Origin of the sequence: Reyranella sp., assembly GCF_004297265.1 — a bacterium.
In the GTDB taxonomy this organism is placed as follows: Bacteria; Pseudomonadota; Alphaproteobacteria; order Reyranellales; family Reyranellaceae; genus Reyranella.
Genome location: NZ_SCUT01000024.1, coordinates 98,162 through 124,424, shown reverse-complemented (window position 1 = coordinate 124,424; position 26,263 = coordinate 98,162). Strand labels below are relative to the sequence as shown.

The window sequence follows — 26,263 nt, the reverse complement described above, 5'->3', positions numbered from 1 at the left end:
GAACGTTTCCCGTGTCTATTGCTTGTCTCGTTATTTGCGGCCGAGCGTGTGCTCGCGCTTCTCGAGCCACCAGCCGTATTCCGGCGTCCACAAGTCGAAGTCGGGATCGCAGCCCAGCGCCTGCGCGGCGTGCAGCGCCCAAAACGGCTCGTAGAGCGCCTGCCGGCCGATCGCGATCAGGTCGGCGTCGCCCGCCTGCAGGATCGCTTCGGCCTGCGGCCCATCGAGGATCAGGCCGACGGCCATCGTCGCGATGCCGGCCTGCTTCTTCACGGTCGACGCGAACGGCACCTGGAAGCCCAGGCCGCGCTTCACCCCGGCCGCCGTCGCCGCGCCCGCGATTCCGCCGGAGGAACAGTCGATCACGTCGACGCCGATCGCCTTCAGCTCCTGCGCGAAGGCCACCGTGTCGTCGACATCCCAGCCGCCTCCGCCATCGACGGCGGAGACGCGCACGAACAACGGCTTATTCTCCGGCCACGCCTGGCGCACGGCGCGCGCCACGTCGAGCGGGAAGCGCATGCGGCCGGCGCGGTCGCCGCCATACTGGTCGTTGCGTGTGTTGCTGATCGGCGAGAGGAACTGCGCCAGCAGATAGCCGTGCGCGCCGTGCACCTCGAGCACATCGTAGCCCGCCGCGTCGGCACGCTTCGCCGCAGCAGCGAATTTCTGCACCAGCTCCTCGATCTCATCGACCGACAAGGCGCGCGGCTTCAGCCAGCCCTCGGCCGCCGCGAGGTCGGTCGGGCCGACCACTTCCCATTTCTTCCAGCCGGCCCCTTCCGGTCCGAACTGGCCGCGCTTGTCGAAGGTACGCGGCGTCGAGCCCTTGCGGCCGGAGTGGGTGATCTGCGTTGCCGACAGCACGCCCTCGCCGCGGATGAAATCGGTCAGCCGCTTGTGGCTGGCGATCTGGCTGTCGTCCCACAGGCCGAGATCGCCCTGGGTGACCCGGCCACGCGGTTCCACGGCGCAGTTCTCGGTGAACACGGTGCCGAACCTGCCCAGCGCGAACTTGCCAAGATGGACGAGGTGAAAGTCGTTCACCAGCCCGTCCGTCGCGCGGAACTGGACCATCGGGGAAACGACGCAACGGTTGGGTGCCGTGACGCCACGCATCTTGAGCGGCGAGAAGAGAAGCGGTTTCTGCAAAGGTCGGTCCCCCGGACGGGATGGCTATCGGGAAGCCGAACATAGACCGGGCCGGCTCCCCGGGCCTATCCTCTCCGCCATGTTTGACCTCGTCATCCGAAACGGAACCGTGATCGACGGATCGGGCGCCCCGCGCCGGATCGCCGATGTTGCAGTGCAGGACGGGCGGATTGCCGCCATGGGCGCCAAGCTCGGCGCCGGCAAACGCGAGATCGATGCCGAAGGGCTGATCGTGGCCCCGGGGTTCGTCGACATCCACACACACTACGACGGCCAGGCGACGTGGGATCCGTTCGTCACGCCGTCCTCGTGGCATGGCGTCACGACCACGGTATTCGGCAATTGCGGCGTCGGCTTCGCGCCGGTCCGTCCGGGTGCCTCGGGCTACCTCATCAACCTGATGGAAGGCGTCGAGGACATTCCCGGCACCGTCCTCAGCGAGGGCGTGAAGTTCAACTGGGAGTCCTTCCCCGACTATCTCGACGCGCTGGCCTCGATGGACCGCGCGGTCGACGTGGCGGCGCAGCTTCCCCACGGCGCGCTGCGCTTCTACGTGATGGGGGATCGCGGCGCCGATCATGCCGAGATCCCGACCGAACGCGAGATCGAAGAGATGGCCCGCCTCACCGAGGAAGCGCTGCACGCCGGCGCGATGGGCTTCACCACCTCGCGTACCACCAAGCACAAGGCCCGCGACGGTCGCTTCACACCGTCGCTCAGCGCCCGCGAGGCCGAGCTGCTGGGCATCGCCCAGGGCATGAAGCGCGCCGGTCGCGGGGTGCTGCAGGTCAATTCGGACTTCGGGCCGGGCGAATTCGAAGCGCTCGACGCTGCAGCCAGGCTGGCCGGCCGTCCCCTCTCCTGCCTGCTGGTCCAGGTCGATGCCCAGCCCAAGCTGTGGCGCGAGACGCTCGACCAGATCAACGAAGTGCGCCGCAGCGGCCGGATGGCCAATGCGCAGGTGGGCTCGCGGCCGATCGGCGTCATCATGGGCCTCGAGACGACAGCGCATCCGTTCGCCGGTCATCGCGCCTGGCTCGACATGCGCAGGCTCACGCCCGAGGAACGCTACCAGCGGCTCGTCGCCGACGCCGACCTGCGCCAGGTGCTGACGGAAGGCAATCAAGAACCCAATCCGCGCGCCTTCATGGCCGAGGCCTTCGACCGCATGTTCCCGATCGGCGAGCGGCCGGACTACGAGCCGCAGCCCGAGGATTCGATCGCCGCGATCGCTAAGCGCACCGGACGCACGCCGCAGGCGGTGGCGCTCGAGGAGATGATGGCGCGCGGCGGCAAGGGCCTGCTGATGCTGCCGTTCGAGAACTATGCCTATGGCAGTCTGGACGTGGTGCACGAGATGATCACCGATCCCGCGTCGGTGCTGGGCATCGCCGATGGCGGCGCCCATGTCGGCGTGATCTGCGACGCCTCCTCGCCGACCTCGCTGCTCACCCTGTGGGGCCGGGACCGCACGCGCGGACCGAAGCTCGACCTCGAATTCCTGATCGCCAAGCAGACGCGCGGCACGGCCGAGGCCTACGGGCTGATGGACCGCGGCCTGCTGGCGCCGGGCCACAAGGCCGACATCAACGTCATCGACTTCGACAACCTCACCCTGAAGCGCCCCGAGGTGGCCTACGACCTGCCGACCGGCGGCCGGCGCCTGGTCCAGCGCGCCTCGGGCTACCGGCACACGTTAAACGCTGGCGTCGAGACGCTGCAGAACGACGAGCTGACCGGCGAACGCCCGGGCCGGCTGGTGCGCGGCGCGCAGACGGCGCAATAAATTCCCTTCGGCTCGACCGCAGCGCGCGGCGCCTCGGTCGAGACGGCGGATTTGCCTCAAACCGTCATATGCTTGCGCACGGCCTCGACGTCGAAGGTCTCGCGGGTGCCCGACAAGACGACCTCGCCGCGGTCCATGACCGCGAAGTCGTCGGCGAGCTCGTGTGCGAAGTCGAGATACTGCTCGACCAGCAGGATCGCCATGTCGCCGCGCTGGCGCAGATAAGTGATGGCGCGGCCGATGTCCTTGATGACCGAGGGCTGGATGCCCTCGGTCGGCTCGTCGAGCAGCAGGAGCTTGGGCCGCATGGTGAGCGCGCGGCCGATCGCGAGCTGCTGCTGCTGGCCGCCCGAGAGATCGCCGCCGCGGCGCTTCAGCATCGACTGCAGCACCGGGAAGAGTTCGAACACCTCGTCCGGCACTTTCTTGTTCTCGCGGCCCACCGGCGCGAAGCCGGTCTCGAGATTCTCCTTCACCGTCAGCAACGGAAAGATCTCGCGGCCCTGCGGCACCAGGGCGACGCCGCGGCGCGCCCGTTCGTAGGGGGCAAGCTTCGAGACTTCCTGGCCATCGACCTGGATGGTGCCGGAAGCGATGGACTGCATGCCGGAGATGGCGCGCAGCAGGCTGGTCTTGCCGACGCCGTTGCGCCCGAGCAGGCAGGTCACGCGGCCGATCGAGGCCGAGAGCGAGACGCCGCGCAAAGCCTGGGCGGCGCCGTAGTAGAGATTGACGTTCTGGACTGAAAGCATCGTCATCGCCCGAGATACACCTCGACAACGCGCGGATCGGCGCTCACCTGGTCGAGCGATCCCTCGGCCAGGGTAGAACCCTCGTGCAGCACCGTCACCTTGACGCCGAGCGCACGCACGAAGCTCATGTCGTGCTCGACCACCACGACAGAATGCGACTTGTTGACCTCGCGCAGCACCTGGGCGGTGGTCTCGGTCTCGACGTCGGTCATGCCCGCGACCGGCTCGTCGACCAGCATCAGCTTCGGGTTCTGCGCCAGCAGCATGCCGATCTCGAGCCACTGCTTCTGGCCGTGGCTGAGCCGGGCGCCCAGCATGTGCTGCTGCGGGCCCATGCGGATGATCGACAGGATCTCTTCCAGGCGGTCGTTCTCGGCCTTGCTGGGCACCGCCGTCAGCAGCCGGTACCAGCTGCGCATGCCGGCCAATGCCAGCAGGAGATTGTCACGCACCGTGTGATTCTCGAACACGGTGGGCTTCTGGAACTTCCGGCCGATGCCCAGGGTGGCGATGCTGGCCTCGTCGAGCTTGGTGAGGTCGGCCGTGCCGTCGAACACCACCTCGCCCGAATCGGGACGGGTCTTGCCGGTGATCACGTCCATCATGGTGGTCTTGCCGGCGCCGTTGGGGCCGATGATCGCGCGCATCTCGCCCGGCTCGACGAGCAGGGAGAGATTGTTCAGTGCCTTGAACCCGTCGAATGAGACGCTGACGCCGCTGAGATAGAGCAGCGCCGAGGTGCTGCGCGCGTGGGTGATGCCCGGGGCCTTCATGCCGTGGCCCTCGCCTGCCGCTCGCGCGACCGGCTCCTGAACTGGTTCCACAGCCCGACCACGCCCTTGGGCAGCAGCAAGGTCACGACGATGAACAGGGCACCGAGCGCAAACAGCCAGACCTCCGGCAGCGCGCCGGTGAGGTAGGTCTTGCCGAAATTGACGACGAAGGCGCCGATCACCGGGCCGATCAGCGTGCCGCGGCCTCCGACCGCGACCCACAGCACGGCCTCGATCGAATTGCCGGGCGAGAACTCGCTGGGATTGATGATGCCGACCTGCGGCACGTAGAGCGCGCCGGCGATGCCGGCCATCGCCGCCGAGAGCACGAAGACGAACAACTTGTAGCGCTCGACGCGATATCCGAGGAACCGCATGCGGCTTTCGGCGTCGCGCACGGCGGTCAGTGCCTTGCCGAAACGCGAGCCGACGACGGCGGCGGAGATCACCAGGAAGATCGCCAGCGCGAGCGCCGAGGCGAAGCACAGCACGGCGCGCGTCGTGTCGGACTGGACCGAGTAACCGAGGATGTCCTTGAAATCCGTCAGGCCGTTGTTGCCGCCCAACCCCATGTCGTTTCGGAAGAACGCGAGCAAGAGCGCGAAGGTCATCGCCTGGGTGATGATCGAGAGATAGACGCCGGTGACCCGGCTGCGGAAGGCGAACCAGCCGAGCGCCAGCGCCAGCACGCTGGGCACCAGCACGATCATCGGCGCGGCGAACCAGAAGCTGTCGAAGCCGTGCCAGAACCAGGGCAGTTCCTTGTAGTTCAGGAACACCATGAAGTCGGGCAGGAGCGGATTGCCGTAGACGCCGCGCGTGCCGATCTGGCGCATGAGGTACATGCCCATGCAGTAGCCGCCGAGCGCGAAGAAGGCGGCATGGCCCAGCGTGAGGATGCCGCAGAAGCCCCACACGAGATCGACGGCCAGCGCCAGCGAGGCGTAGCACAGATACTTGCCCATGAGCTGCAGCACCCAGGACGGTGTGCGGAACGGGCTCTCCGGCGGCAGCAGCAGGTTCGACAGCGGCACGAGGATGCCGACCGCCAGGACCAGCAGGACGAAGAGTTGCAGGTTGCGGGTCATGCCCTGCCAGAGGAAGCGCGTGATCATTCGACGGACCGACCCTTCAACGCGAACAGGCCGCGCGGCCGGCGCTGGATGAACATGATGATGAACACCAGCACCAGGATCTTGCCCAGCACCGCACCGGCATAGGGTTCGAGGAACTTGTTCACGACGCCGAGCGTCAGCGCGCCGATCAGGGTGCCGAACAGGTTTCCGACGCCACCGAACACCACGACCATGAAGGAATCGATGATGTAGCCCTGGCCGAGGTTGGGGCTGACATTGTCGATCTGGCTCAGCGCCACGCCGGCCAGGCCCGCGATGCCCGAGCCCAGGCCGAAGGTCAGCGCATCGACCCGCGGCGTGCGGATGCCCACCGCCGCCGCCATCGGGCGGTTCTGCGTGACGGCGCGCATGTAGAGGCCCATCGGCGTCTTGCGCAGCAGCAGGATCAGCGAGGCGAACACGATCAGCGCAAACACCACGATCCACAGTCGGCCATAGGTGATGTTGAGCTGGCCGAGCTGGAAGGCGCCCGACATCCACGACGGTGCACCGACCTCGCGGTTGGACGAGCCGAAGATCGAGCGCACCGCCTGCTGCAGCACGAGCGACAGTCCCCAGGTCGCGAGCAGCGTGTCGAGCGGCCGGCCGTAGAGGAAGCGGATGATGGTGCGTTCGATTAGGATGCCGATGGCGCCCGACACGACGAAGGCGAGCGGCAGCGCAATCGCGAGCGAGACGTCGAACAGATGCGGCGCCGACGTGCGGATCACTTCCTGTACGACGAAGGTCGTGTAGGCACCGAGCATGACCATCTCGCCATGCGCCATGTTGATGACGCCCATGGTGCCGAAGGTGATGGCGAGCCCGATGGCTGCCAGCAGCAGCACCGAGCCGAGCGAAATGCCGTACCAGACGTTCTGCGCCATCTGCCAGGCAGCCAGCGTCTGCTCGATCGAGCCGGCGGCGGCGGCGGCGGCCGTTTTAACCTCACCGTCGGAGGCGGCGGCGACGGTGTTAAGGATGCCGAGCGAATCGCGGTCGGCGCGGTCGCGAACCACGGCGATCGCGGCGAGTTTCTGCGCGGGCGGAGAGTCGGCAGTCGCGAGCACAATGGCGGCACGGGCTTCGCTCATAGCGCGCTTGATGCGCGGGTCCTTCTCGGCGGCGAGCGCCTGGTCGAGGGCCGGCAGGGCCGTCGCATCGCGACGCTTGAAGAGGGAGTCTGCGGCGTTCAGCCGGACCCTGGCATTGGGGCTCATCAGGGTGAGCGAACCGACTGCGGCCTCGATCGTGCCGCGGAGGCGGTTGTTGACCCGCACGCGGTCGAGGTCGGCTTCGACGGCCGTACCGGTTGGCTTGCCGGAGACCGCCTCGGTCAACGCCAGCCTGTTGCCGTCGACTCTGCCGATAACCGCGAGCTTGTCGGAAGTACGAATGTAGAGCTGGCCGGCTCCCAGGGCTTCGAGGATCGGTGCGGCGCGCTCGTCGCCCGAGGCCGCCAGGGCCGTGATCGCCGCCTCGCGCTCGCTCAAACCGCCGGAGGTGAGATTCCCGACAAGGGTCGCGAGGTCAGCCGCGAGGGCTGCTCCAGCCAGTACCAGCGACGCCAGCACCGAGAGCAATACCGAGAACGGTCGAAGAAGGAGCATGTGCTGTGACTTGACCCCGGGAGATGGAAACGGGGCGACCCGAAAGTCGCCCCGCCCTATGAGTCCTGCGCAGTCGGCCTTACTTGGCCGCCTTGCCGATGCACTTGTTGGCGACGGTGTCGAAGTTTCCGCAGTTCACGGGCTTCGTCCAATCGGCCTTCAGGTTCTTGGAGTCGTCGAGGATCGGCGACCACGCGGCGCCCGGGACGAGGCCGGGGGTCTTCCACACCACGTCGAACTGGCCGTTGCCCTCGATCTCGCCGATCAGCACCGGCTTGGTGATGTGATGGTTCGGCAGCATCTCGGAGATACCACCCGTCAGGTTCGGGACCTTGATGCCGATCAGCGCGTCGATCACCTTGTCGGGATCGGTCGTGCCGGCCTTCTTCACCGCCTCGACCCACATGTTGAAGCCGATCACGGAGGCTTCCATCGGATCGTTGGTCACGCGCTTGGCGTTCTTGGTGAAGGCCTGCCAGGTCTTGATGAACTCCGCGTTGGTCGGATCCTTGACCGACTGGAAGTAGTTCCAGGCCGCCAGGTGGCCGACCAGCGGCTTGGTGTCGATGCCGGCGAGTTCTTCTTCACCCACCGAGAAGGCGACGACCGGGATGTCCTTGGCCTTGATGCCCTGGTTGCCGAGCTCCTTGTAGAACGGGACGTTGGCGTCGCCGTTGATCGTCGACACGACGGCGGTCTTCTTGCCGGCCGAACCGAACTTCTTGATGTCGGCCACGATCGACTGCCAGTCCGAATGACCGAACGGCGTGTAGTTGATCATGATGTCTTCCTTCGGAACGCCCTTCTGGAGCAGGTACGCCTCGAGGATCTTGTTGGTCGTGCGCGGATAGACGTAGTCGGTACCGGCGAGGACCCAGCGCTTCACGTCGCCGCCGTCCTTGCTCATCAGGTAGTCGACCGCCGGGATCGCCTGCTGGTTCGGCGCGGCGCCAGTGTAGAACACGTTACGCTGGCTCTCCTGGCCCTCGTACTGGACCGGGTAGAACAGGATGCCGTTCAGCTCCTCGAACACCGGCAGCACCGACTTGCGGCTGACGGAAGTCCAGCAGCCGAACACCACGGCGACCTTGTCCTTCTGCAGGAGCTCGCGCGCCTTCTCGGCGAACAGCGGCCAGTTCGAGGCCGGGTCGACCACCACGGGCTCCAGCTTCTTGCCCAGCAGGCCGCCCTTCTTGTTCTGCTCCTCGATCATCATCAGCACGACGTCCTTCAAGGTCGTCTCGCTGATCGCCATCGTGCCCGACAATGAATGGAGGATGCCGACCTTGATCGTATCTCCCGCCTGCGCGAACGCGCTGGTCGCCGCGCTGGCCACCAGGCCGGCGGCGACGAGGCCCGTCCGCATGAGTGTTCCCAATTTCATCCCGCTCTCCTTGATCTTCGACGGTTTCTCCCCGCCGAAAATCAAGGGAAGCGAAAGTCGTGCCAAACCAACCGATGCCTTTGGGAAAAGGATTAGTTGGCGATCAGGACGAGCGCGCCCCCGGCCATGACGGCGCCACCCAAGGCGCGCAATCCCAGGTCGCCGACGGCGCGGCGTGCAACCCATCCGAGCCCCAGACCGGCGGCGTGCAGCAAGGCGGTCGCGACAACGAAGCCCAAGATGTAGAGGCCCGTCCCATTCATCGGCGCTTCGATAGCGTGGGCGTAGCCATGGAACACTGCAAAAAGTCCGACGACGGCCATGGCCGCCGCAGACGGGAGACGCACTGCAGCTATGATGAGGGCGCCTAGGATCAGGACCGACGCAACAATCACCGCCTCCGTGAGAGGCAGTTTAATGCCCGCGAATCCGGCAGCTGCGCCGACAAGCATCATCGCGATGAAGGAAGCCGGGACCAGGTAGGCGGCCGCCGGGCGCTTGACCGCCAGCAGCGACGCCCATACGCCGACGCCGATCATCGCCAGCAAATGATCCAGTCCGGTGAAGGGATGGGCAAATCCCGAAACCTCATGTCCCGAGTGCGCGAGGACGGGGCTTGCCACCGTCACGAGCAAAGCCGCCAGGCGGATCGTCCGAATGTTCATCGAGTGCTCCTGATTGCTAGTTCAGTCGTGCCGGCAGACCGCCCTGCCGCACGATGAAGGCTGCGATGTCTTCCACGCCCTTATTCTCCTTGAGATTGGAGAAAAGGAAAGGCCGCTGGCCGCGCATCCTGCGGGCGTCGCGGTCCATCACGTCGAGACTGGCGCCCACCAGCGGCGCGAGGTCGATCTTGTTGATGACCAGCAAGTCGGACCGGGTGATGCCGGGCCCGCCCTTGCGCGGGATCTTCTCGCCGGCCGAAACGTCGATCACGTAGATCGTGAGATCGGCCAGTTCGGGCGAGAAGGTTGCGGCGAGGTTGTCGCCGCCGGATTCGACGAAGATGACCTCCAGATCAGGCCACTTGCGGACGATGTCGGAGACGGCGGCGAGATTGATCGAGGCATCCTCGCGGATGGCCGTGTGCGGACAGCCACCGGTCTCGACCCCGACGATGCGCTCGGGCGCCAGCGCGCCGGCGCGGGTCAGGAACTCGGCATCTTCCTTGGTATAGATGTCGTTGGTGACGACGGCGATGTCGTAGGTCTCGCGCATGCGCTTGCACAGGCGCTCGACCAGGGCCGTCTTGCCCGATCCGACAGGGCCGCCGACCCCCACTCTGAGCGGACCACGCAGGTTCATTTGTCCAGTTCTCCAGCCACCAGGGCAATGTATCCCACGCCGAGCAACAGGCAGTAAGGCGAATAGTACCGCCGGTTGCGCGTGGCAAACGGCTCAGTCGTGAAATGAGCCTTCCAGCGATGACTGAAGCCCGCGATACCACGCGCCACGAAAATGCCGGCGATCATGTAGGTGCCGGCCAGCACCGTCGGTTCGGCGATGCGGCCCAGCACGTACCAGGGCCACAGGGCCATTACCGCAAGGACCAGGGCGACCCCGAAACATTGCCAGGCCGGCGGCATGCGGCTGCGTCCATCACCCACGACACTCCGCGCGAGCGCTTCCTCACTGGCTTCCGGCCAGTGGCTGCCCAGACCCCACACCATGTGGACGACGGCAATGGCGCCGACACCGATCGTCAGAAGAAGAGCCAAGAGGGCGGTCATGAGCGGAAGAGCCGTGTGTATTGCGTTTCGTGACGGAGCGAGCACCAGTCGAGCAGCGGCGTCGCCGTGCCGACCTCGTCCAGGGAGTCGACGGCGATGGCTGCCCCGGCCGCGTCGTTAACCGCCGTTTCGAGCGCTGCCAAGGCGATCTGGCCGTCGGTCTGACCGAGTGGCACGGCGCGCAACGCCGCCGAGATCAGGTTCGCCGTGAAGGCATGGAGATAGCCCGTCAGCGCCTGTTCGAGCGCGATGCCGTGGACCGCCGCGGCCAGCGCCACGGCCACCGGCAAGGCCAGTTCGCCCTCCAGGCGCCGATGGACCTCATCAAGCGCGGCATTTGGCCAGGCCGTGCGGGTGATCGACAGGAACGACCCGCCCTGCTGGCGCGACTCCAGCGCCATCTCGGACGTTCCGCGCCAGGCGGCGGCGCGCTCGGCGATGGCGTCAAACGCGGACCAGTCTAACCGGGCGGCGGCCCGCCAGCCTGCCGCGAAAAGCGCCCCATCGACCGCGCCTGTCCCACGCCGGAGCACGCTGTCGAGCCAGGCGACCAGTGAGGCGCGGTCCCGGATCAACCCCTCTTCCACAGCGGTTTCGACGCCGTGGCTGTAGCTGAAGGCACCGACCGGATAGGCCGGCGACAGCCAGGCCAGCAGCCGGTAGAGCGCATCGCTAGCCATGGCGTTCGGCATGCAGCTCGCCGTGGCGATGGCCAGTATCGTGATTATGCTGTCCGTAGGCACCGCCTTCCGGATCGAACGGCGCGCGCACCTTGCGCACCTCGGCGCCCAGCCCCCTCAACATATCGACGATGACGTGATCGTCGCGGATCAGGATGCGATCGCTGTCGATCTGGGTCGGCAAGTGGCGATTGCCGACATGCCAGGCGAGCCGCGCGAACGACGCGGTGTCGCGTCCGCGCACTTCGACGAGATCCTCGTCGGCCGCTTTCACCTCGACGAAGCCACCCTCTTCCAGCTTCAGCCCATCACCTTCGTGCAGCACGACGGGCTCGACCAGGTCGAGCAGGAAGTCGAGCCCGCCGTCGCCCAGCATGCGCAGGCGGCGACGATAGCGATCGTCGAACAGGAGGGTAACGGTATCGGTGCGCTCGGACGCCGGCCAGCGGCCGGCGCGCACGACCTCGATGGCGCGCTTCATGGACCGGGAGCGCGGCACTCCAGTGCCGCTCTTCCACTCGTCGACCCGATGAACATGAGCGCCACTGGAGTGGCGCGCTCCCAGCGAAGAATCATGATCAGAACAGGAAGTAGCGTTGCGCCATCGGCAGCGACGTGGCGGGCTCGCAGGTCAGCAGTTCGCCGTCGGCCCGCACCTCGTAAGTCTCTGGATCGACGTCGATCTTCGGGCAGGTCGAATTATGGATCATGTTCTTCTTGCCGATCTTGCGCGTGCCCTTCACCGGCAGAAGCGAACGGGTCAGGCCCCACTTCTTCGCAACACCCTTCGTGATCGCGGCCTGGGAGACGAACAATACCGGACTGGTCACCAGGCTGCGGCCGAAGGCGCCGAACATCGGCCGATAGTGGATCGGCTGCGGCGTCGGGATCGAGGCGTTGGGATCGCCCATGGGAGCGGCGACGATCGAGCCGCCGATCAGCACCATGTCGGGTTTGGCGCCGAAGAAAGCCGGCGACCACATGACGAGATCGGCACGCTTGCCGACCTCGACCGAGCCGACATGCTTGGCGATGCCGTGGGTGATGGCGGGATTGATCGTGTACTTGGCGACGTAGCGCTTCACGCGGAAATTGTCGTTGTCGCCGGTCTCTTCCTTCAGGCGGCCGCGCTGCTTCTTCATCTTGTCGGCGGTCTGCCAGGTGCGGATCACGACCTCGCCGACCCGGCCCATCGCCTGGCTGTCGGACGACATCATGGAGAAAGCGCCCATGTCGTGGAGGATGTCTTCCGCCGCGATCGTCTCCTTGCGGATGCGGCTCTCGGCGAAGGCCACGTCCTCGGGGATGGCGGCATCGAGATGATGGCAGACCATGAGCATGTCGAGATGCTCGTCCACGGTGTTCACCGTGTAGGGCATCGTCGGGTTGGTCGAACTCGGCAGGACGTTCTTCTCGCCCGCGAGGCGGATGATGTCCGGCGCATGGCCGCCACCCGCGCCCTCGGTATGGAAGGTCGCGATGGTGCGGCCCTTGAAGGCGGCGCGCGTCGTCTCGACGAAGCCGGACTCGTTCAGCGTGTCCGTATGGATCGCGACCTGCACGTCGTAGCGGTCGGCGACGCTCAGGCAGTTGTCGATGGCGGCCGGGGTGGTGCCCCAGTCCTCGTGCAGCTTGAGCCCGCAGGCGCCGCCCTCGATCTGCTCCTTGAGGCCCGCGGGCTTGCTGGTATTACCCTTGCCGAAGAATCCGAGATTCATCGGGAGGCCTTCGGCGGCCTGCAGCATGCGGCCCATGTGCCAGGGTCCCGGCGTCACGGTCGTCGCCAGCGTGCCATGCGCCGGGCCGGTACCACCGCCCATCATGGTCGTGACGCCGCTGTAGAGTGCGTCGTCGATCTGCTGCGGACAGATGAAGTGGATGTGGCAGTCGATGCCGCCCGCGGTGACGATCTTGCCCTCCGCCGCGATCGCCTCGGTGCCCGGACCGATGACGATGTCGACTCCGGGTTGGACGTCGGGATTGCCGGCCTTGCCGATGGCGACGATGACCCCGCCCTTGAGACCGATATCGGCCTTCACGATTCCCCAGTGGTCGACGATCAGGGCGTTGGTGATCACGGTGTCGACCGCGCCCTGCGCCCGCGTCTTCTGGCTCTGGCCCATGCCGTCACGGATCACCTTGCCGCCGCCGAATTTCACCTCCTCGCCGTAGATCGTGTGGTCCTTCTCGACCTCGACGAAGAGGTCGGTATCGGCCAGCCGCACCTTGTCGCCGACGGTCGGACCGAACATGTGGACATAAGCCGAGCGCGAGATGCGCGTCGGGCCTTCGTTCGACGGTCCCACCTTGGCGATGGGTCCCAGCTTGCCGCCCACCCTGCCCTGGAAGCCGTGGCTCTCGCGCCCGCCCATGTAGGGCGTGAGCCGGACGGTGCGCGACTGGCCGGGCTCGAAGCGCACGGCGGTGCCGGCGGCGATGTCGAGCCGCATGCCTTTCGCGCGCTTGCGGTCGAACTTCAGCGCGTCGTTGGTCTCGAAGAAATGATAGTGGCTGCCGACCTGGATCGGACGGTCGCCGGTATTGGCGACCTCGATGGTGATCGGGTTGCGGCCCTTGTTGAGTTCGAGCTCGCCGGCGCTGGGGAAGATTTCACCCGGGATCATGGCGTCTCTCCTCAGCGAATCGGCGCGTGGACGGTGACGAGCTTGGTGCCGTCGGGAAAGGTCGCCTCGACCTGGATCTCGGCCAGCATGTCGGCGATACCGTCCATGACCTGGGCTCGCGAGATCACGTGCGCACCGTCGCGCATCAGGTCGGCGACCGAGCGGCCGTCGCGCGCGCCCTCGACGACGAAATCGGTGATCAGCGCCACCGCCTCGGGATAGTTGAGCTTCACGCCGCGCTCCAGGCGACGGCGCGCCACGACGGCGGCCATCGCCACAAGCAGCTTGTCCTTCTCGCGTGGCGTCAAATTCATCGACCGTTTCCCCCTGCCGGTTGGGCCCGACTATAGCGCGAGCGAGTTTGCATCAAACATGCCAAACGCGCGGCAGCCTGCGCCCCCGAAACTCGGTAAGAAACCGGATGGTCGCATGGCGCACCGCCGTCGCCTCGCCCAGCACGCGCGCGACCAGGATGCCGTTCACGACCGTCACGCCCGCCCGCACTTCCTCTGCAGCGTCGAGAAGCGCACGGGCCTTCTCGAAGTGCGGCCGCGGCGTATCCCACACGCCGATCACGGTCGCCAGCGCATTGGCCGTGCCGAATCCGGCGCCGTCGGGCGTCTCGCCCTCGACCCGCAGCGTGTCGGTCCAGACCAGCCGGCCCGGACGACGCACCGACCAGGCGTCCAGCAGCAGACCGGAGGCGAAGCGCTCGCCCGATGCACCGCGGCCAAACACCACCATCTCGCAGGCGAGCAGCGAGCCACCCTCGACCACTTCGGCCACGGTGCGGCGCTTCAGTTGCGCGCCTTCGAAGACGATGGTCTCCTGTGGTAGCCAGTCGAGCGTTGCGCCCTCAGCGACCCGCACCTCGACATCGATCGTGCAGGGAGCGCTCCCTTTCGAGGCTCGGTAGATCTTCTCGGCCGCCTGGGTGGTCGCCACCGCTTCGGCACCCGGCCCGATCTCGACCGCCATCTTAAGGGCATCCCCGCCCGTCACGCCGCCCGAAGTGGTGATCATCACCGCCTGCGGCGGTTCGCCCGGTTCGGATTTGGGGAACAAGACCCGGCAGGGATCGCGTTGATAGAGGTCGCCCAGGCGGGTCCTGCCGTCCCGCAGGTCGAAGGCCACGCGGCTTTCGCCGGAGGCACGCTGCATACGGGGAGACGGGCTGGTGGTCATTCGCCCCGACTTGATAGATTAAGGATCGAAATGAGCAAGGCCTTCACCAAGGAAAGCGACGACGGCGACGAGGACGACCTGCCCGACGATGTGGGCGGACTGCCGGCCGGCGCCAAGAATTACATGACCCCGCAGGGCTTCGAGCGCATGCGGGAAGAGCTGATGACGCTCATGCGCAAGGAGCGCCCGGAGGTCGTGCAGGTCGTGTCGTGGGCCGCCGCCAACGGCGACCGCTCGGAAAACGGCGATTATCTCTACGGCAAGAAGCGCCTGCGCGAGATCGACCGCCGCATCCGGTTCCTGAGCAAGCGTCTGGAACGTTCCGAGGTCGTCGATCCGGCCAAGCGGCCCAAGACCGACCAGGTGTTCTTCGGCGCCACCGTGACCTACGTCAATTCGAAGGACGAGGAACGCACGATCAAGATCGTGGGCGTCGACGAGGTCGATCCCGGCCGCGGCCATGTGAGCTGGATCTCGCCCATCGCGCGCGCCGTCATGCGCGCCCACGAGGGCGACGCCGTACGGATGAATACGCCCGGCGGCGAGGAAGAGATCGAGATCCTGCAGGTCACTTACGTCTGAGGTCCGCCAGCAGACGATCGACGAACTTCGGCGAATAGCCGAGGAGTGCGGCTTCGTCGGCCAGTTCCTTTTGGAGCCGGCCGAGCGCCCCGACGAAGGACCCTCCCTTGGCCAGCGCCTTCTCGACCAGCGCGTGGGCCTCCTGCTTGCCCATCTTCCGGGCGAGCAGGAAGGTCGCCCGCTCGGCGAGGACCGCGGCTTCGGCGGCATCCATGTTGGCCTGCAGCGCATCGGGATCGATGGTGAGACCCGACGCGACTTCCGCCATCGCCTCGACCGCCGAGCCCAGGCATTCGATCAGCGCGGAGAGGGTCGGCCATTCGGCCTGCCATCCGCCCAGCGCGCGCTCATGCTCCTGCGGCATCGCCGACACGATCGTCGCGGCCAGCATCGGCGCCCGCGTCGCCGCCGACAGGATGAGTGCGGCGCTGACCGGGTTGCGCTTGTGCGGCATGGTCGAGGAGCTGCCGCGACCGGGACCCGACGGTTCCGCCGCCTCGCCCACCTCGATCTGCATCATCAAGGCAATGTCGCGCGACGCCTTGGCGAGCGCCCCGACGACCAGGGCGCAATCCTGCGCCAACGCCGCGACACGGACGCGCTGCGTGAACCAGGGTCCCGGCGGCAGCGCAAGCTTCAACCGCTTCGCCAGCACCTGCATGACCTGTCCGGCTTCCGGACCCAGCGCCGTCAGGCTTCCCGACGCGCCGCCGAACTGGAGAAGCTGCGTTTCATCGAAGCTCTCAGCGAGCCTCCGCTTCGCGCGCGCGATGTCGGAAGCCCAGCCGGCGATCTTCTGCCCCAGCGCCAGCGGCGTCGCCGGCTGCAGCAGCGTCCGGCCCAGCATTGGCGTCGTCCGATGTTTCTTCGCCAGACGCGCAAGACCCGCGACGATGCCGTCGAGCGTCTTCAGGAGCGGCGGCAGCGCCTCGCCGAGCTGCAGCACCATGGCCGTGTCGATCACGTCCTGGCTGGTGGCACCCCAATGGACATAGTCGGCCGCGTTCGCATCCCGTTGACGGACCTGTTCGGTCAGCGCCTTTACGACCGGCACGGTCAGCGTCGCCGTCCGGCGTGCGGCGGCGGCGAGCGGGGTGGGATCGTAGAGGGACGGATCGCAGGCTTTGACGATGACGGAAGCGGCGCGCTTCGGGATCAAGCCGGCTGCCGCGGTTGCCTCGGCGAGAGCCGCCTCGAAGCGCAGCATGTGGCGCAGGGTGGCGATGTCGGAGAAACAATCGGCAGTTGCCGCCGAGGAGCCCAGCGCAGAGACGAGACGAACGGCCATGGAGTCAGCAGTCGAAGAAGACGGTTTCGGTCGGACCGCCGAGATGAATCGGCAGCCGCCACACGCCGTCACCATCGCGCGTCGCGATCAGCGTGCCGCGCCGCGCCGGCTCGACGAGCTTGAGCACGGGATCCTCGGCCAACGCCGGATCGCCGTCGAAATAGAGCCGCGTCGCGAGACGATTGAGGACGCCCCGCGCGAACACCGAGATATTGACGTGCGCGGCCTGCAGACCGCCCGCGGGCCAGGGCACACGGCCGGGCTTCACCGTGCCGAACCGCGCGCAGCCCGAAATATCGGTCGACGCACGGCCGAAGCCTTCGAAGCCCGCATCGAGCGGCAGGTTGCGGCGATCCTCGGGATGATTGTAGCGGCCGTGGCTGTTGGCCTGCCAGATCTCGAGCAGACCGTCGGGCACGATCGCGTCTTCGGCGTCGTGCAAGGTAAGGGCGATCTCGATCCTCTCGCCCGCGACACCCGGCGCCGCCAGATCCTGACGATAGGCGTTGGTGACCGTGCCGAAGTAGAACGGACCGATCGTCTGCGAGGGCGTCAGCAGGCGGCTCATGGGCTCTCCATCGGCGTGGCATTGCGGCCGCGCAGCACGATGTCGAAGCGATAGGCCAGCGCCCATCCGGGTTGCGTCGCCTCCATGTCGAAGGCGGCCTGCAGGCGGGCCCGTGCGCCTTCGGGCACCGAATTGTAGATGGGGTCGAAGGGCAGCAATGGATCCTGCGGGAAATACATCTGCGTGATCAGGCGCGTGGCGAAGGCGGGCCCGAACAGGGAGAAGTGGATGTGCGCCGGCCGCCAGGCATTGTGATGATTGCCCCACGGATAGGCGCCGGGCTTGATGGTGATGAATTTGTAGGTGCCGTCGGCATCGGCGCGGGACCGGCCGCCGCCCTGGAAATTCGGATCGAGCGGCGCATCGTGCTGGTCGCCGAGATGGTGGTAGCGGCCGGCCGCATTGCACTGCCAGATCTCGACCAGCGCCTCTGGGACCGGCCTGCCATCCTCATCGAGCACGCGGCCTTGAACGATGATGCGCTCCCCCAGGGGCTCGCCCATGCGCTGGCGCGTGAGATCGTTCTCGCCGGCATCGAGCCGCTCCTCACGCAGGAGTGGTCCGGTGATCTCCGACAGCGTGTGCGGCAGCACGATCGCCGGCTTCGACGGCGAGCGGCTTACCGTGGACTTGTAGTCGGTCGAGCGGTTTGGCGGGTGGTGCTGCCCCGGAGCAGGTCGGCGGTACGTTTCCTCTTTCATGCCGCCGAGCTTAGCGCCCGCTCAGGCGGCGCGCACCTCCAGCCCCCGGGGTGTCGCGCGATAGCCGGTGAGGGTGCGCTCGGCATAACCGAGCCGCCAGTCCAGCATCTTGCGGGCATAGTCGGCGACCGTCGCGGCATAGGCGGGATCGGCGGCGCAATTGACGAACTGGCCGGGGTCCTTCGCGAGGTCGAACAGGAGCGGCGGCAGGGCAGCGAAGTGCACGTATTTGAACTTCTCGTCCTGCACGACGGCCAGCGAGCATTTGTCCATCGGCACGCCCAGCGCCGATTCAGGTGTGGTGTAGTACAGGTCGCGGAAGTCGAACTCGTAGTGGACCTCGGTGCGCCAGTCGGCCGGCACCGTGCCCTCGCAGAAGGGCAGAAGCGAGCGGCCGTCGCACTGGCGGGGAACGGGCAGCTCCATCCATTCGAGGAGGGTCGGCATGGTGTCGATGGTCTCGGTGAAGCGATCGACGATCGTGCCACGGGTACCATTTGCCTCGACCCGCGGATCGCGGATGATCAGCGGAATGCGGTAGGACTCGTCGAAGTAGCCGATCTTACCCAGCAGGTGATGGTCACCGCCCTGTTCGCCGTGATCACAGGTGAAGACGATCAGCGTGTCGTCCCACTGGCCCGTCTCCTTCAGATAGTCGAACACGCGGCCCAGATGATCGTCGATCTCGCTCATCAGGCCGCAATAGGTGGCGCGCATCTGCGCCACCTCGGCCTCGCTCATGTCCGAACCGAGCGCCTGCCCGTCCTGGAAGAAGCTCGCCTGCTTGATGTTGCGCACATAATAGTCGAGCAGCGCATTCTGCCGGCCCTCTTCCGTCGCGGACGCTGCGCGGACCGGCTTCGGCATGTCCTCGGGGCGATACAGGGAATTGTAGGGCTCGGGCGCGATGAACGGCGGATGCGGGCGGTAGTAGCCGAGATGCAGGAACCAAGGCTTGTCGCCGCGGCCACGGAGATAGTCGAGCCCGCGCTCGGTGAACCAGGCCGTGTCCGACAGCTCCTTGGGAATGACGGCCGGCCGCCCCGTCGCGCCGGCGCCCGGCGCGCCTTTCGGCAGCCAGATGTCCTCGCGGGTCTTCGGCAGCTCGAAGCCCTGGCTGGCGACCCAGCCGAAATAAGCGTCGCGATTCTCGAAGGCGCCGACCGGGTGGAAGCCTTCCATGATGTCGCCCAGCACGAAGAAGCGCGGATCGTTGGGGGCGGTCTGGCGCGGATCGGGCGTCGTCGTCGTGTAGCCGACCAGGGCGGGGTCGTAGCCGCCGCGCCGCAGCTCGTGCGCCAGATTGGTGAAGCGTGAGGCGAGCGGAATTGTGTTCTGCACCGCGCGGTGATTCATCATGTACTGCCCGGTCAGGAGGCTGGCGCGCGCCGGTCCGCAGGGCACGGCCTGGGTGAAATGATTGCGGAAGGTCACGCCCTCGGCACACAGCCGGTCGATGTTCGGCAGCTTCAAATAATCCGCGCCGAGCTTGGGCAGCATCGCCCCGCGCCATTGGTCGACGACGATCAACAGGACATTCTTGGACGCAGGCATGTTCATTCACCGAGGTTGGACGGCGGCAGGATTGCGATAGAGTGCCGCCAAAGCGACGGAGGAGACAACACGTGGCGCGTTTCAAAATCGTGACGACCGGACCGGGAAAAACGGATCATTCGCTGGAAATGGAGGCGCTCGCCTCCGTCGGCGCGGAGATCATCGAGGTTTCGGGCGATGAGTCCGAACTCATCAAGGCGGTCGCCGATGCCGACGCCATCTACGGCAAGGGCCGTCCGCGCATCACCGCCAAGGTGATCGAGGCCGGCAAGAAGCTGAAGGTCGTGTCGCTGGGCAGCGTCGGTGTCGATTCGGTCGACGTTGAGGCCGCCACCCAGCTCGGCATCCCGGTCACCAACGTGCCCGACACCTTCATCGAGGAAGTCGCCGACCATGCCATGACCCTCATCCTCGCGAGCTGGCGGCGGCTCGTCGTGCAGGACCAGATGGTGCGCAAGGGCGAGTGGGCCAAGGGCCGGCCGCATCTCTACCAGTTCCCGCGTCTCATGGGCATGACCCTGGGCTTCATCTCGTTCGGCCATGTCGCCCGCGCCGTCGCCAAGCGCGCCGCGCCGTTCGGCTTCCAGATGCTGGCCTACGATCCCTATATCGAGGAACTGGTCATGTCCGACTACGGTGTCCAGCCGGTCGGCTACGAGGAGCTGCTGCAGCGCTCCGACATCGTGAGCATGCATGCGCCCGGCACCAAGGATGCCCATCACCTGATGAAGGAACAGCACTTCCGCCAGATGAAGAAGACGGCGCTGTTCGTGAACACCGGCCGTGGCTCGACGGTCGACGAGCCGGCGATGATCAAGGCATTGCAGGAAGGATGGATCGCCGGCGCCGGCCTCGACGTGCTGGAGACCGAGCCCGTGGGCCACAACAATCCGTTGCTCGGCATGGACAATGTGATCCTTACCGCGCACGTCGCCTCGGCCTCGAGCCGCTTCGATCCCGCCCGCAAGCGCCGCGTCGGAGCCGAACTGGCGTTGGTCCTGGGCGGCAAGTGGCCGCGAGCCTGCGTCAATCCGATGGTGCTGGAGAAGTCGAAGCTGCAGCGCTGGCAGCCCTTTTCGATGGAACGCGGCCCCGGTAACTGAGCCGGGGCGCGCTCACCCGCGGCGACTCACAACTTTTGTTGCTGCAACCGGTCGCGGATCGCGCGGTCGCATTGGGCGAGGCTTTCGAAGGGCCCAAGGATGACGTGGCCTCCGTCATCCATCGCATACCAGCCGGTCTGGGTGAGGTTGTAGTCGCCCAAGTCCTCGCTCGGGACATGGACGGCGATCAGATCCTTCGGGGTGAGCATGGACTGCACATGCGCCCACCGGCAGGTCATTTCAACCCCGCCCTCAGGTACGGCGCGTCCAGCCCGGAAGATTGACCGCACCCGGAGGCACCTCGCCCTTCACCAGCGCCTCGACCTGGCGGACCGTATCCATCGCCTGGCTCTCGCTGGCGGGCGGCGTGAGACCGCCGATGTGCGGCGTGGCAATGACGTTGTATAGGCGCGCCAGCTCGAGCGAGGGCATCTGGTCGGGTGCGCGGCCGACATCCATGGCGGCGCCAGCAATGCGTCCCTCGGCCAGGACCTCCGCAAGCGCGGCTTCGTCGACCAGATTGCCGCGCGACATGTTGATGAAGAAGGCGTCCGGCTTCAAGCGTGCGAAAGCCGCTGCGTCGAGCAGGTTCTCCGTCTCCTCGTTGGCGATGGCGAGGCAGATCACATAGTCGGCCTTCGCCAGCAGCGCCTCCAGCGGCAGCTTCACGAAGCGCGGATCGTCGACCTGTGCGTAGGGATCGGCCACCAGCACGGTCATGCCGAGCTGCGCCAGGACGGGCGCCAGTGCGCGCGCGATACGGCCGTAGCCGATGATGCCGACCGTCGATCCACCGAGCTGCCGTCCAACCCTGATCTCGGGCTTCGCCCCTCCGTGATAGGCGGTCGCTGCCCGTGTGATGCCACGCGAAAGATCGACCAGGAAACCCAGCGTGAGTTCGACCACCGACTGGACGAAGCCGGCCTCGGCGTGGGTCACCAGCACGCCCGCCTTGGTCGCGGCGGTGACATCGATGTTGCGGATGTCGATGGCGCTTCGCATTACCACGCGAAGCCCCGGCAGGCTCTCGAAGACGAGGGCGGGTATCGCAGTCGCACGATCGGCGACGATGAAATCGACGCCGCGCGCCATGCCGATCACGCCATGGGCATCCAGTGGAGCTTCGCCCTCATGCAAGACCACCTCGACCAGCTCCTGCAGCCGTGAGAGCGCGCGGACACCGTAATATTGCCGCCGGGCCAGCGGTACGTGCGTCAGCAGAAGCTTCTTCATGTCCTGGCCGCGCTCTTCTTGATCTTCCGCACCTCGGCGAGCTGGCCGCGCAGGATGGTCAGGGTGTCACGCTCGCTCTCGGTGAGCTTGCCCTGATCGAGATGATCCATGAGCACGTCGAGCACGTCGCCGATGCGGCCGAGTTGTCGCCCGTAGCTTCCCACCCGTTCGAGGATCTCCTGCTCGACATCGGGGCGCGGCGTCTGGCCGAGATTGATGTTGAAGAAACCGAACTGGGCGCCCGGCTGGTAGAGGCTGAGCGGATTGATCGCCTGCCAGAGCTTTTCAGGTGCCAGCGAAACTTGGAACGGCTTTGCCATGGATGCCTCCTGCTGCGCCGCCGAGCTTACGACGGCGGCGCGCGGAGGGCTGCCGCAAAAGCGTCAGCTCTTCATCGGCGTCGCCTCGCCCAGCAGGGAGACGTGGGCGGCGACGATGCGCCAACCGTCGGTGGTGCGCATCCATGTGTGGCTCTGCCGGCCGGTCTTGGTCGAGCCGTGCCGCAGGAACTCGCAGTTCGCCGTGCCGAAGTCGCGGCCGTAGGTGGCGATCCAGAGCTTCAGCAGGTCGCGGTTCGGCACGAACTGCGGATTGCGGCCCGAACGGAAGGCCGCGATCTGGTCGTAGCCGTAGAGCTGCTCGCCGACGCCGTAGCGCAGCGTGTGCGGGCTCTTCCAGAAGAGTTCGTCCAGCACCGCGACGTCGTTGCTGTTGAGCGCCGCCTCGTAGCGATTGAAGGCCGCCGTAACCTCGGCGACGATTTCCGGGATGTTGATTTCCATGTCGGCTCCTCAGGCGGGCGGCGCGGCGGCCACGCCGAGCTTCTGCAGATGGGCGGCCACGCGCAGCGCCGCCTGTTCGTTGTAAGGCTTGGCGATGAGCTGCACGCCGATCGGCAGCCCGCCGGGCCGCTGCAACGGCGCCACGGCGACCGGCAGGCCGATGAAGGAGATCGGCTGGGTGAACAGGCCGAGATTGGCCCGTACCGGCAGTTCGACACCGCCCAGCGTCATCATCGTCTGGCCGACCTTCGGCGCGGAGCAGGGCGTGGCCGGCGCCAGGATCACGTCGACCTCCTCGAACAGCTTCAGCACGTGGGCGCGATACTGACGGCGGAAACGCTGCGCCTTCACGTACCAGGCGCCGGGTAGCAGGGCGCCCGCCATGAAGCGCTCGCGCGTGTCGGGATCGAAATCCTGCGGCCGCGTGCGCAGCCGCGGCAGGTGGAGCTGCGCGCCCTCGATCGCGGTGATGACATAGGCGGCCGCTCGCGCCGCAGCCGCCTGCGGCAGCACGACGGTCTTCGTGGCCCCCAGCGCCTTGGCCACGGTCGCCACGGCCTCGAAGGCCTCGGGCTCGCCGCCCCTGGCGAAATAGTCGCCGGCAATGGCGATGCGCAGCCCGTCGACGCCTTCGACCAGCCGCGGCAGCGTCGGATCGACCGGCCGGTCGGTGCAGACCGGGTCGTCGGAATCCCAGCCCTGCATGGCATCAAAGGAGAGCGCAAGGTCTTCCACCGAACGGGCGATCGGGCCGAGATGGTCGAAGGAATCCACGAAGGGGAACGAGCCTGCGCGGCTCAGCCGTCCATAGGTCGGCTTCAGGCCGAACAGGCCGCAGAGCGAGGACGGCACGCGGATCGAGCCGTTGGTGTCGGAGCCCAGCGCCAGGGGCACCTCCCCCGCCGCCACCGCGGCACCCGAGCCGCCGGAGGAGCCGCCCGACATGCGCGTGGGATCGTGCGGATTGCGCGACGGCCCGTAATGGGCGTTCTCGCCCGTGAAGTCGTAGGCGTATTCGCCCATGTTGAGGCCGCCGACCAGGATGGCGCCGGCCGCCTCGAGCTTGCGCACCAGCGCGCCGTCGCGCTCGGCCCTGGGTCCGTCGACGTTGATCTTCGAGCCCGCGCGCGTGGGCAGGCCGGCGATGTCGAACAGGTTCTTCACCGCGAAGGGCACGCCCAGCAGCGGCCCGCGATGCAGGCCCGCATCGACTTCCGCCGCGCGCTTGCGGGCACGTTCGGCCACGATATCGGTGAACGCGTTCACCGTCGGCTCGGCCGCTTCGATTCGCTTGAGGGTGGCGTCGATCACGGCGGCTGCCTTCACCTTGCCGCTCATCACCGCGCCCGCGATTTCCGTCGCGGTCGCTTCCTTCGAGGTGGGATCGCTCATGGCCGGAACACCGGGGCGGACATCAGATCTTCCTCGAGTTCGAGTTCGAGCAAAGGTCGCGCGATCAGGAGCGAACGCTCGACGTTCAGGATCACGTTGGGGAGATATTCGGGCGCGATCGCGAGGCCCGCGGTCTTCGCGCCCTCCTCGACCATGCGCGCCACGTCACGCTTCTCTTCGGCCATGCGCTTCCTTCTTTCATTCCATCGAGGTGGCGGTCTTCAGACACTATGGAGATCGCGGCATACGAGCCGGTAGCTCGCGCCCAGTTCTCGTCCAAGCTGCCGAAGAAGTCGCAGGATTGCCAGCCCGGCCGCCGTTTCGTGCGCGCGACGCTTCATGGCACATCCTCGCTTCCTGCTTCCCCGTTCGGCCGAGAAGGCAAGGACCGTGCCAATCACTGCGCGCATCTGGGAGCTGCAATCGGTGTGGCGCTTGTCTACAACCAGCACATGACAGCCTTTCTCGACCTCGGTGTTCATGCGTTGCACCGCGCCTATCGCGCCGGCACGCTCGACGTGCGGCAGACGATCGACGAGGTGCTGAAACGCATCGGCCTTGCAGGGGACGACAAGGTCTGGATCTCGCGCGCGTCCGACGCGGACCTTCGCGCGCAAGCGGCCGCGCTCGATGCGCGGCGCAATGAGATCGACCGGCTGCCGCTTTACGGCGTGCCCTTCGCGGTGAAGGACAATCTCGACGTCGCCGGCCTGGTGACGACCGCGGCCTGCCCGGGCTTCGCCTACGAGGCCAAATCGTCCGCCGAAGTCGTGCAGCGGCTCATCGATGCCGGCGCGATCATGGTCGGCAAGACGAATCTCGACCAGTTCGCCACCGGTCTCGTGGGCGTGCGGTCACCCTACGGCGTGCCGCGCAATCCGTTCGATGCGTCGTACGTTCCCGGCGGGTCGAGCTCGGGATCGGCGGTGGCGGTCTCGTCGGGGCTCGTCAGCTTCTCGCTGGGCACCGACACGGCGGGATCGGGCCGCGTGCCGGCCGGCTTCAACAACATCGTCGGCCTCAAGCCGACGCCCGGCCTGCTCAGCAACGAAGGCATGGTACCCGCCTGCCGCTCGCTCGACTGCACGTCGGTGTTTACCCTCTCCTGCGCCGATGCCGACGCGATCCTCGCCGTCGTCGCCACGCCGCACGCCACGCCTTCTATCGGCAGGACCTTCCGGTTCGGCATCGTGGGCGCGAAGGATGCCGAGTTCTTCGGCGATACGGCCTATGCCACGCTCTATGCGCAGTCGATCGAGCGGCTGAAGGGATTGGGCGGCACGCCAGTCGAGATCGACTACGCGCCGTTCCGCGACGCCGCGCAGCTTCTCTACAACGGTCCCTGGGTCGCCGAGCGCACCGCGGCGGTCGGCGCCTTCATGGAGGGCGCCGACGACACGGCGGGCGTCTGGCCGACCACTCGGCAGATCGTCCTGAGCGGCCTCGAATACAGCGCTGTCGATGCCTTCGAGGGCCAGTATCGGCTCGCCGAACTGAAGGCCCGTGCCTTCGCCGAAATGAAGGGTCTCGATTTTCTGGCCGTGCCGACCGCCGGCACGATCTACAGGCTGGCCGATCTCGAGCGCGAGCCGGTGCTCTACAACTCGCACCTGGGTCACTACACGAACTTCGTGAACTTCTTCGGCCTTTCGGCGCTTGCCGTACCGGCCAGCTTCCGGCCCGACGGCATGCCGTTCGGCATCACCCTGATCGGCCGCGCCAACGCCGAGCGCGTCCTGTTGGCCTTCGGCGCGCGCTGGCAACGCGCAGTGCCTTTGCCGCTGGGCAAGACGATGAGCCGGCTGCCGCAACCGGAATGCGATCCCGTCGTGGTGGAGGATCGTATCTCCGTCGCCGTGGTCGGCGCACATATGAGCGGCCTTCCACTGAACGGCCAGCTCGTCGAACTGGGAGGCCGGCTGGAGAGCACCGGAAAGACCGCGCCGGCCTACCGCTTCTACGCCCTGCCCGGCGGCCCGCCTCACCGGCCGGGCATCGTGCGTGTGGCCGAGGGCGGCGGCGCGATCGAGCTGGAAGTGTGGAGTCTGCCCGCCGAGAAGATCGGCGCCCTGCTGCGCCAGATTCCCGCGCCGCTCGGCCTCGGCAGTGTGAGCCTGGCGAATGGAGCTTCGGTACCGGGCTTCCTTTGCGAGGCACATGCCGCCGAGGGCGCGAAGGACATCACTGCGCTGGGCGGCTGGCGGGCCTATCTGAAGACCCTGTCCTAGCCTGCGGCCCTTCAACTGCGGGGCGTCGGTCTGCTAGGGTC

The 26,263-nt window shown here is 66.9% G+C and carries 28 protein-coding genes; 4 read left to right on the top strand and 24 right to left on the bottom strand.

The window, feature by feature from the left end; translation table 11 throughout:
- Nucleotides 1-30: 30 nt before the first annotated feature.
- Nucleotides 31-1,152: an NADH:flavin oxidoreductase/NADH oxidase gene (locus tag EPO41_RS09460; RefSeq protein ID WP_296323761.1), complete on the bottom strand. Its 1,122-nt coding sequence runs from the start codon at nt 1,150-1,152 to the stop codon at nt 31-33.
- 79 nt (nt 1,153-1,231) lie between these two features.
- On the opposite strand from EPO41_RS09460, the gene EPO41_RS09455 reads away from it, so the two are divergent.
- Complete coding sequence (locus EPO41_RS09455) at nt 1,232-2,938, top strand: amidohydrolase family protein (protein WP_296323759.1); 1,707 nt, start codon at nt 1,232-1,234, stop codon at nt 2,936-2,938.
- Nucleotides 2,939-2,994: 56 nt separating this feature from the next.
- On the opposite strand, the gene urtE is transcribed toward EPO41_RS09455, so the two are convergent.
- The 13 genes from urtE to EPO41_RS09390 all read right to left on the bottom strand — a co-directional run bounded on the left by urtE (nt 2,995) and on the right by EPO41_RS09390 (nt 14,791).
- Nucleotides 2,995-3,690, bottom strand: a complete 696-nt coding sequence (urtE, locus tag EPO41_RS09450) for an urea ABC transporter ATP-binding subunit UrtE (protein ID WP_296324402.1) — start codon at nt 3,688-3,690, stop codon at nt 2,995-2,997.
- 2 nt (nt 3,691-3,692) lie between these two features.
- Complete coding sequence (urtD, locus tag EPO41_RS09445) at nt 3,693-4,463, bottom strand: urea ABC transporter ATP-binding protein UrtD (protein ID WP_296323757.1); 771 nt, start codon at nt 4,461-4,463, stop codon at nt 3,693-3,695.
- Nucleotides 4,460-5,578, bottom strand: a complete 1,119-nt coding sequence (urtC, locus tag EPO41_RS09440) for an urea ABC transporter permease subunit UrtC (RefSeq protein ID WP_296323754.1) — start codon at nt 5,576-5,578, stop codon at nt 4,460-4,462. Before urtC ends, urtD begins: the two co-directional genes overlap by 4 nt.
- Nucleotides 5,575-7,188: an urea ABC transporter permease subunit UrtB gene (gene urtB / locus EPO41_RS09435; protein WP_296323752.1), complete on the bottom strand. Its 1,614-nt coding sequence runs from the start codon at nt 7,186-7,188 to the stop codon at nt 5,575-5,577. Before urtB ends, urtC begins: the two co-directional genes overlap by 4 nt.
- A 79-nt stretch (nt 7,189-7,267) precedes the next feature.
- Nucleotides 7,268-8,554: an urea ABC transporter substrate-binding protein gene (gene urtA, locus EPO41_RS09430; protein ID WP_296324399.1), complete on the bottom strand. Its 1,287-nt coding sequence runs from the start codon at nt 8,552-8,554 to the stop codon at nt 7,268-7,270.
- 110 nt (nt 8,555-8,664) lie between these two features.
- Entirely contained in the window at nt 8,665-9,237 is a 573-nt protein-coding gene (locus EPO41_RS09425) for a HupE/UreJ family protein (RefSeq protein WP_296323749.1), read from the bottom strand.
- A 16-nt stretch (nt 9,238-9,253) separates the two neighbouring features.
- Nucleotides 9,254-9,877, bottom strand: a complete 624-nt coding sequence (gene ureG / locus EPO41_RS09420) for an urease accessory protein UreG (RefSeq protein WP_296323745.1) — start codon at nt 9,875-9,877, stop codon at nt 9,254-9,256.
- Nucleotides 9,874-10,302 carry a DUF3995 domain-containing protein gene (locus EPO41_RS09415; RefSeq protein ID WP_296323742.1) on the bottom strand — a complete coding sequence of 143 codons (429 nt, stop codon included), beginning with the start codon at nt 10,300-10,302 and terminating at the stop codon, nt 9,874-9,876. Before EPO41_RS09415 ends, ureG begins: the two co-directional genes overlap by 4 nt.
- Nucleotides 10,299-10,982 carry an urease accessory UreF family protein gene (locus EPO41_RS09410; RefSeq protein WP_296323740.1) on the bottom strand — a complete coding sequence of 228 codons (684 nt, stop codon included), beginning with the start codon at nt 10,980-10,982 and terminating at the stop codon, nt 10,299-10,301. The genes EPO41_RS09415 and EPO41_RS09410 overlap by 4 nt, the downstream gene beginning before the upstream one ends.
- Nucleotides 10,975-11,463 carry an urease accessory protein UreE gene (locus tag EPO41_RS09405; RefSeq protein ID WP_296323737.1) on the bottom strand — a complete coding sequence of 163 codons (489 nt, stop codon included), beginning with the start codon at nt 11,461-11,463 and terminating at the stop codon, nt 10,975-10,977. Before EPO41_RS09405 ends, EPO41_RS09410 begins: the two co-directional genes overlap by 8 nt.
- Before the next feature lie 97 nt (nt 11,464-11,560).
- A complete protein-coding gene (gene ureC, locus EPO41_RS09400) occupies nt 11,561-13,606 on the bottom strand; it encodes an urease subunit alpha (RefSeq protein ID WP_296323735.1) in 2,046 nt (681 codons plus the stop codon).
- Between the two features lie 11 nt (nt 13,607-13,617).
- Complete coding sequence (locus EPO41_RS09395; protein WP_216956016.1) at nt 13,618-13,920, bottom strand: urease subunit gamma; 303 nt, start codon at nt 13,918-13,920, stop codon at nt 13,618-13,620.
- A gap of 52 nt (nt 13,921-13,972) precedes the next feature.
- Nucleotides 13,973-14,791: an urease accessory protein UreD gene (locus EPO41_RS09390; protein ID WP_296323732.1), complete on the bottom strand. Its 819-nt coding sequence runs from the start codon at nt 14,789-14,791 to the stop codon at nt 13,973-13,975.
- 30 nt (nt 14,792-14,821) lie between these two features.
- Between EPO41_RS09390 and greB the strand changes: the two genes are divergently transcribed.
- Nucleotides 14,822-15,373: a transcription elongation factor GreB gene (greB, locus tag EPO41_RS09385; protein WP_296323730.1), complete on the top strand. Its 552-nt coding sequence runs from the start codon at nt 14,822-14,824 to the stop codon at nt 15,371-15,373.
- Here the strand turns inward: greB and pcaB are convergent.
- The 4 genes from pcaB to EPO41_RS09365 are packed head-to-tail and all read right to left on the bottom strand — an operon-like array spanning nt 15,360 to nt 19,484.
- Complete coding sequence (gene pcaB / locus EPO41_RS09380; protein ID WP_296323728.1) at nt 15,360-16,661, bottom strand: 3-carboxy-cis,cis-muconate cycloisomerase; 1,302 nt, start codon at nt 16,659-16,661, stop codon at nt 15,360-15,362. The genes greB and pcaB overlap by 14 nt on opposite strands.
- A 4-nt stretch (nt 16,662-16,665) precedes the next feature.
- Entirely contained in the window at nt 16,666-17,229 is a 564-nt protein-coding gene (gene pcaG, locus EPO41_RS09375) for a protocatechuate 3,4-dioxygenase subunit alpha (RefSeq protein ID WP_296323726.1), read from the bottom strand.
- Nucleotides 17,226-17,930, bottom strand: coding sequence for a protocatechuate 3,4-dioxygenase subunit beta (gene pcaH, locus EPO41_RS09370; protein ID WP_296323722.1), 705 nt, complete (start codon nt 17,928-17,930; stop codon nt 17,226-17,228). The genes pcaG and pcaH overlap by 4 nt, the downstream gene beginning before the upstream one ends.
- Nucleotides 17,931-17,951: 21 nt before the next feature.
- Nucleotides 17,952-19,484, bottom strand: a complete 1,533-nt coding sequence (locus EPO41_RS09365; protein WP_296323719.1) for an alkaline phosphatase family protein — start codon at nt 19,482-19,484, stop codon at nt 17,952-17,954.
- A 71-nt stretch (nt 19,485-19,555) separates the two neighbouring features.
- Here EPO41_RS09365 and EPO41_RS09360 point away from each other — a divergent pair, with 71 nt between their 5' ends.
- On the top strand, nt 19,556-20,587 hold the full coding sequence (locus EPO41_RS09360) for a C-terminal binding protein (RefSeq protein WP_296323716.1): 1,032 nt from the start codon (nt 19,556-19,558) through the stop codon (nt 20,585-20,587).
- Between the two features lie 26 nt (nt 20,588-20,613).
- Here EPO41_RS09360 and EPO41_RS09355 read toward each other — a convergent pair whose 3' ends face one another.
- The 6 genes from EPO41_RS09355 to EPO41_RS09330 form a co-directional block, all read right to left on the bottom strand.
- Entirely contained in the window at nt 20,614-20,796 is a 183-nt protein-coding gene (locus tag EPO41_RS09355) for a hypothetical protein (protein WP_296323714.1), read from the bottom strand.
- Nucleotides 20,797-20,839: 43 nt separating this feature from the next.
- The gene (locus EPO41_RS09350) at nt 20,840-21,820 is read right to left on the bottom strand and encodes an NAD(P)-dependent oxidoreductase (protein ID WP_296323711.1); all 981 of its coding nucleotides are present in this window, start codon (nt 21,818-21,820) and stop codon (nt 20,840-20,842) included.
- Nucleotides 21,817-22,140, bottom strand: a complete 324-nt coding sequence (locus EPO41_RS09345) for a hypothetical protein (protein ID WP_296323708.1) — start codon at nt 22,138-22,140, stop codon at nt 21,817-21,819. Before EPO41_RS09345 ends, EPO41_RS09350 begins: the two co-directional genes overlap by 4 nt.
- A gap of 63 nt (nt 22,141-22,203) precedes the next feature.
- Nucleotides 22,204-22,602 carry an oxalurate catabolism protein HpxZ gene (gene hpxZ, locus EPO41_RS09340; RefSeq protein ID WP_296323705.1) on the bottom strand — a complete coding sequence of 133 codons (399 nt, stop codon included), beginning with the start codon at nt 22,600-22,602 and terminating at the stop codon, nt 22,204-22,206.
- 9 nt (nt 22,603-22,611) lie between these two features.
- Entirely contained in the window at nt 22,612-23,994 is a 1,383-nt protein-coding gene (locus EPO41_RS09335; RefSeq protein WP_296323702.1) for an AtzE family amidohydrolase, read from the bottom strand.
- Nucleotides 23,991-24,179, bottom strand: a complete 189-nt coding sequence (locus tag EPO41_RS09330) for an AtzG-like protein (RefSeq protein ID WP_296323699.1) — start codon at nt 24,177-24,179, stop codon at nt 23,991-23,993. Before EPO41_RS09330 ends, EPO41_RS09335 begins: the two co-directional genes overlap by 4 nt.
- 267 nt (nt 24,180-24,446) lie before the next feature.
- Here EPO41_RS09330 and atzF point away from each other — a divergent pair, with 267 nt between their 5' ends.
- Nucleotides 24,447-26,222: an allophanate hydrolase gene (atzF, locus tag EPO41_RS09325; RefSeq protein WP_296323696.1), complete on the top strand. Its 1,776-nt coding sequence runs from the start codon at nt 24,447-24,449 to the stop codon at nt 26,220-26,222.
- Nucleotides 26,223-26,263: the final 41 nt, after the last annotated feature.

What these genes read in the sequence shown, in the direction of transcription:
- EPO41_RS09330 (WP_296323699.1), bottom strand. Translation starts at nt 24,179, where the DNA reads ATGGCCGAAGAGAAGCGTGACGTGGCGCGCATGGTCGAGGAGGGCGCG.
- urtA (WP_296324399.1), bottom strand. Translation starts at nt 8,554, where the DNA reads ATGCGGACGGGCCTCGTCGCCGCCGGCCTGGTGGCCAGCGCGGCGACC.
- EPO41_RS09355 (WP_296323714.1), bottom strand. Translation starts at nt 20,796, where the DNA reads ATGCTCACCCCGAAGGATCTGATCGCCGTCCATGTCCCGAGCGAGGAC.
- pcaH (WP_296323722.1), bottom strand. Translation starts at nt 17,930, where the DNA reads ATGAAAGAGGAAACGTACCGCCGACCTGCTCCGGGGCAGCACCACCCG.
- ureC (WP_296323735.1), bottom strand. Translation starts at nt 13,606, where the DNA reads ATGATCCCGGGTGAAATCTTCCCCAGCGCCGGCGAGCTCGAACTCAAC.
- EPO41_RS09350 (WP_296323711.1), bottom strand. Translation starts at nt 21,820, where the DNA reads ATGAAGAAGCTTCTGCTGACGCACGTACCGCTGGCCCGGCGGCAATAT.
- atzF (WP_296323696.1), top strand. Translation starts at nt 24,447, where the DNA reads ATGACAGCCTTTCTCGACCTCGGTGTTCATGCGTTGCACCGCGCCTAT.
- EPO41_RS09345 (WP_296323708.1), bottom strand. Translation starts at nt 22,140, where the DNA reads ATGGCAAAGCCGTTCCAAGTTTCGCTGGCACCTGAAAAGCTCTGGCAG.
- EPO41_RS09415 (WP_296323742.1), bottom strand. Translation starts at nt 10,302, where the DNA reads ATGACCGCCCTCTTGGCTCTTCTTCTGACGATCGGTGTCGGCGCCATT.
- urtE (WP_296324402.1), bottom strand. Translation starts at nt 3,690, where the DNA reads ATGCTTTCAGTCCAGAACGTCAATCTCTACTACGGCGCCGCCCAGGCT.
- hpxZ (WP_296323705.1), bottom strand. Translation starts at nt 22,602, where the DNA reads ATGGAAATCAACATCCCGGAAATCGTCGCCGAGGTTACGGCGGCCTTC.
- greB (WP_296323730.1), top strand. Translation starts at nt 14,822, where the DNA reads ATGAGCAAGGCCTTCACCAAGGAAAGCGACGACGGCGACGAGGACGAC.
- urtD (WP_296323757.1), bottom strand. Translation starts at nt 4,463, where the DNA reads ATGAAGGCCCCGGGCATCACCCACGCGCGCAGCACCTCGGCGCTGCTC.
- EPO41_RS09425 (WP_296323749.1), bottom strand. Translation starts at nt 9,237, where the DNA reads ATGAACATTCGGACGATCCGCCTGGCGGCTTTGCTCGTGACGGTGGCA.
- EPO41_RS09395 (WP_216956016.1), bottom strand. Translation starts at nt 13,920, where the DNA reads ATGAATTTGACGCCACGCGAGAAGGACAAGCTGCTTGTGGCGATGGCC.
- EPO41_RS09410 (WP_296323740.1), bottom strand. Translation starts at nt 10,982, where the DNA reads ATGGCTAGCGATGCGCTCTACCGGCTGCTGGCCTGGCTGTCGCCGGCC.
- urtC (WP_296323754.1), bottom strand. Translation starts at nt 5,578, where the DNA reads ATGATCACGCGCTTCCTCTGGCAGGGCATGACCCGCAACCTGCAACTC.
- EPO41_RS09405 (WP_296323737.1), bottom strand. Translation starts at nt 11,463, where the DNA reads ATGAAGCGCGCCATCGAGGTCGTGCGCGCCGGCCGCTGGCCGGCGTCC.
- pcaB (WP_296323728.1), bottom strand. Translation starts at nt 16,661, where the DNA reads ATGGCCGTTCGTCTCGTCTCTGCGCTGGGCTCCTCGGCGGCAACTGCC.
- ureG (WP_296323745.1), bottom strand. Translation starts at nt 9,877, where the DNA reads ATGAACCTGCGTGGTCCGCTCAGAGTGGGGGTCGGCGGCCCTGTCGGA.
- EPO41_RS09335 (WP_296323702.1), bottom strand. Translation starts at nt 23,994, where the DNA reads ATGAGCGATCCCACCTCGAAGGAAGCGACCGCGACGGAAATCGCGGGC.
- pcaG (WP_296323726.1), bottom strand. Translation starts at nt 17,229, where the DNA reads ATGAGCCGCCTGCTGACGCCCTCGCAGACGATCGGTCCGTTCTACTTC.
- EPO41_RS09455 (WP_296323759.1), top strand. Translation starts at nt 1,232, where the DNA reads ATGTTTGACCTCGTCATCCGAAACGGAACCGTGATCGACGGATCGGGC.
- urtB (WP_296323752.1), bottom strand. Translation starts at nt 7,188, where the DNA reads ATGCTCCTTCTTCGACCGTTCTCGGTATTGCTCTCGGTGCTGGCGTCG.
- EPO41_RS09390 (WP_296323732.1), bottom strand. Translation starts at nt 14,791, where the DNA reads ATGACCACCAGCCCGTCTCCCCGTATGCAGCGTGCCTCCGGCGAAAGC.
- EPO41_RS09365 (WP_296323719.1), bottom strand. Translation starts at nt 19,484, where the DNA reads ATGCCTGCGTCCAAGAATGTCCTGTTGATCGTCGTCGACCAATGGCGC.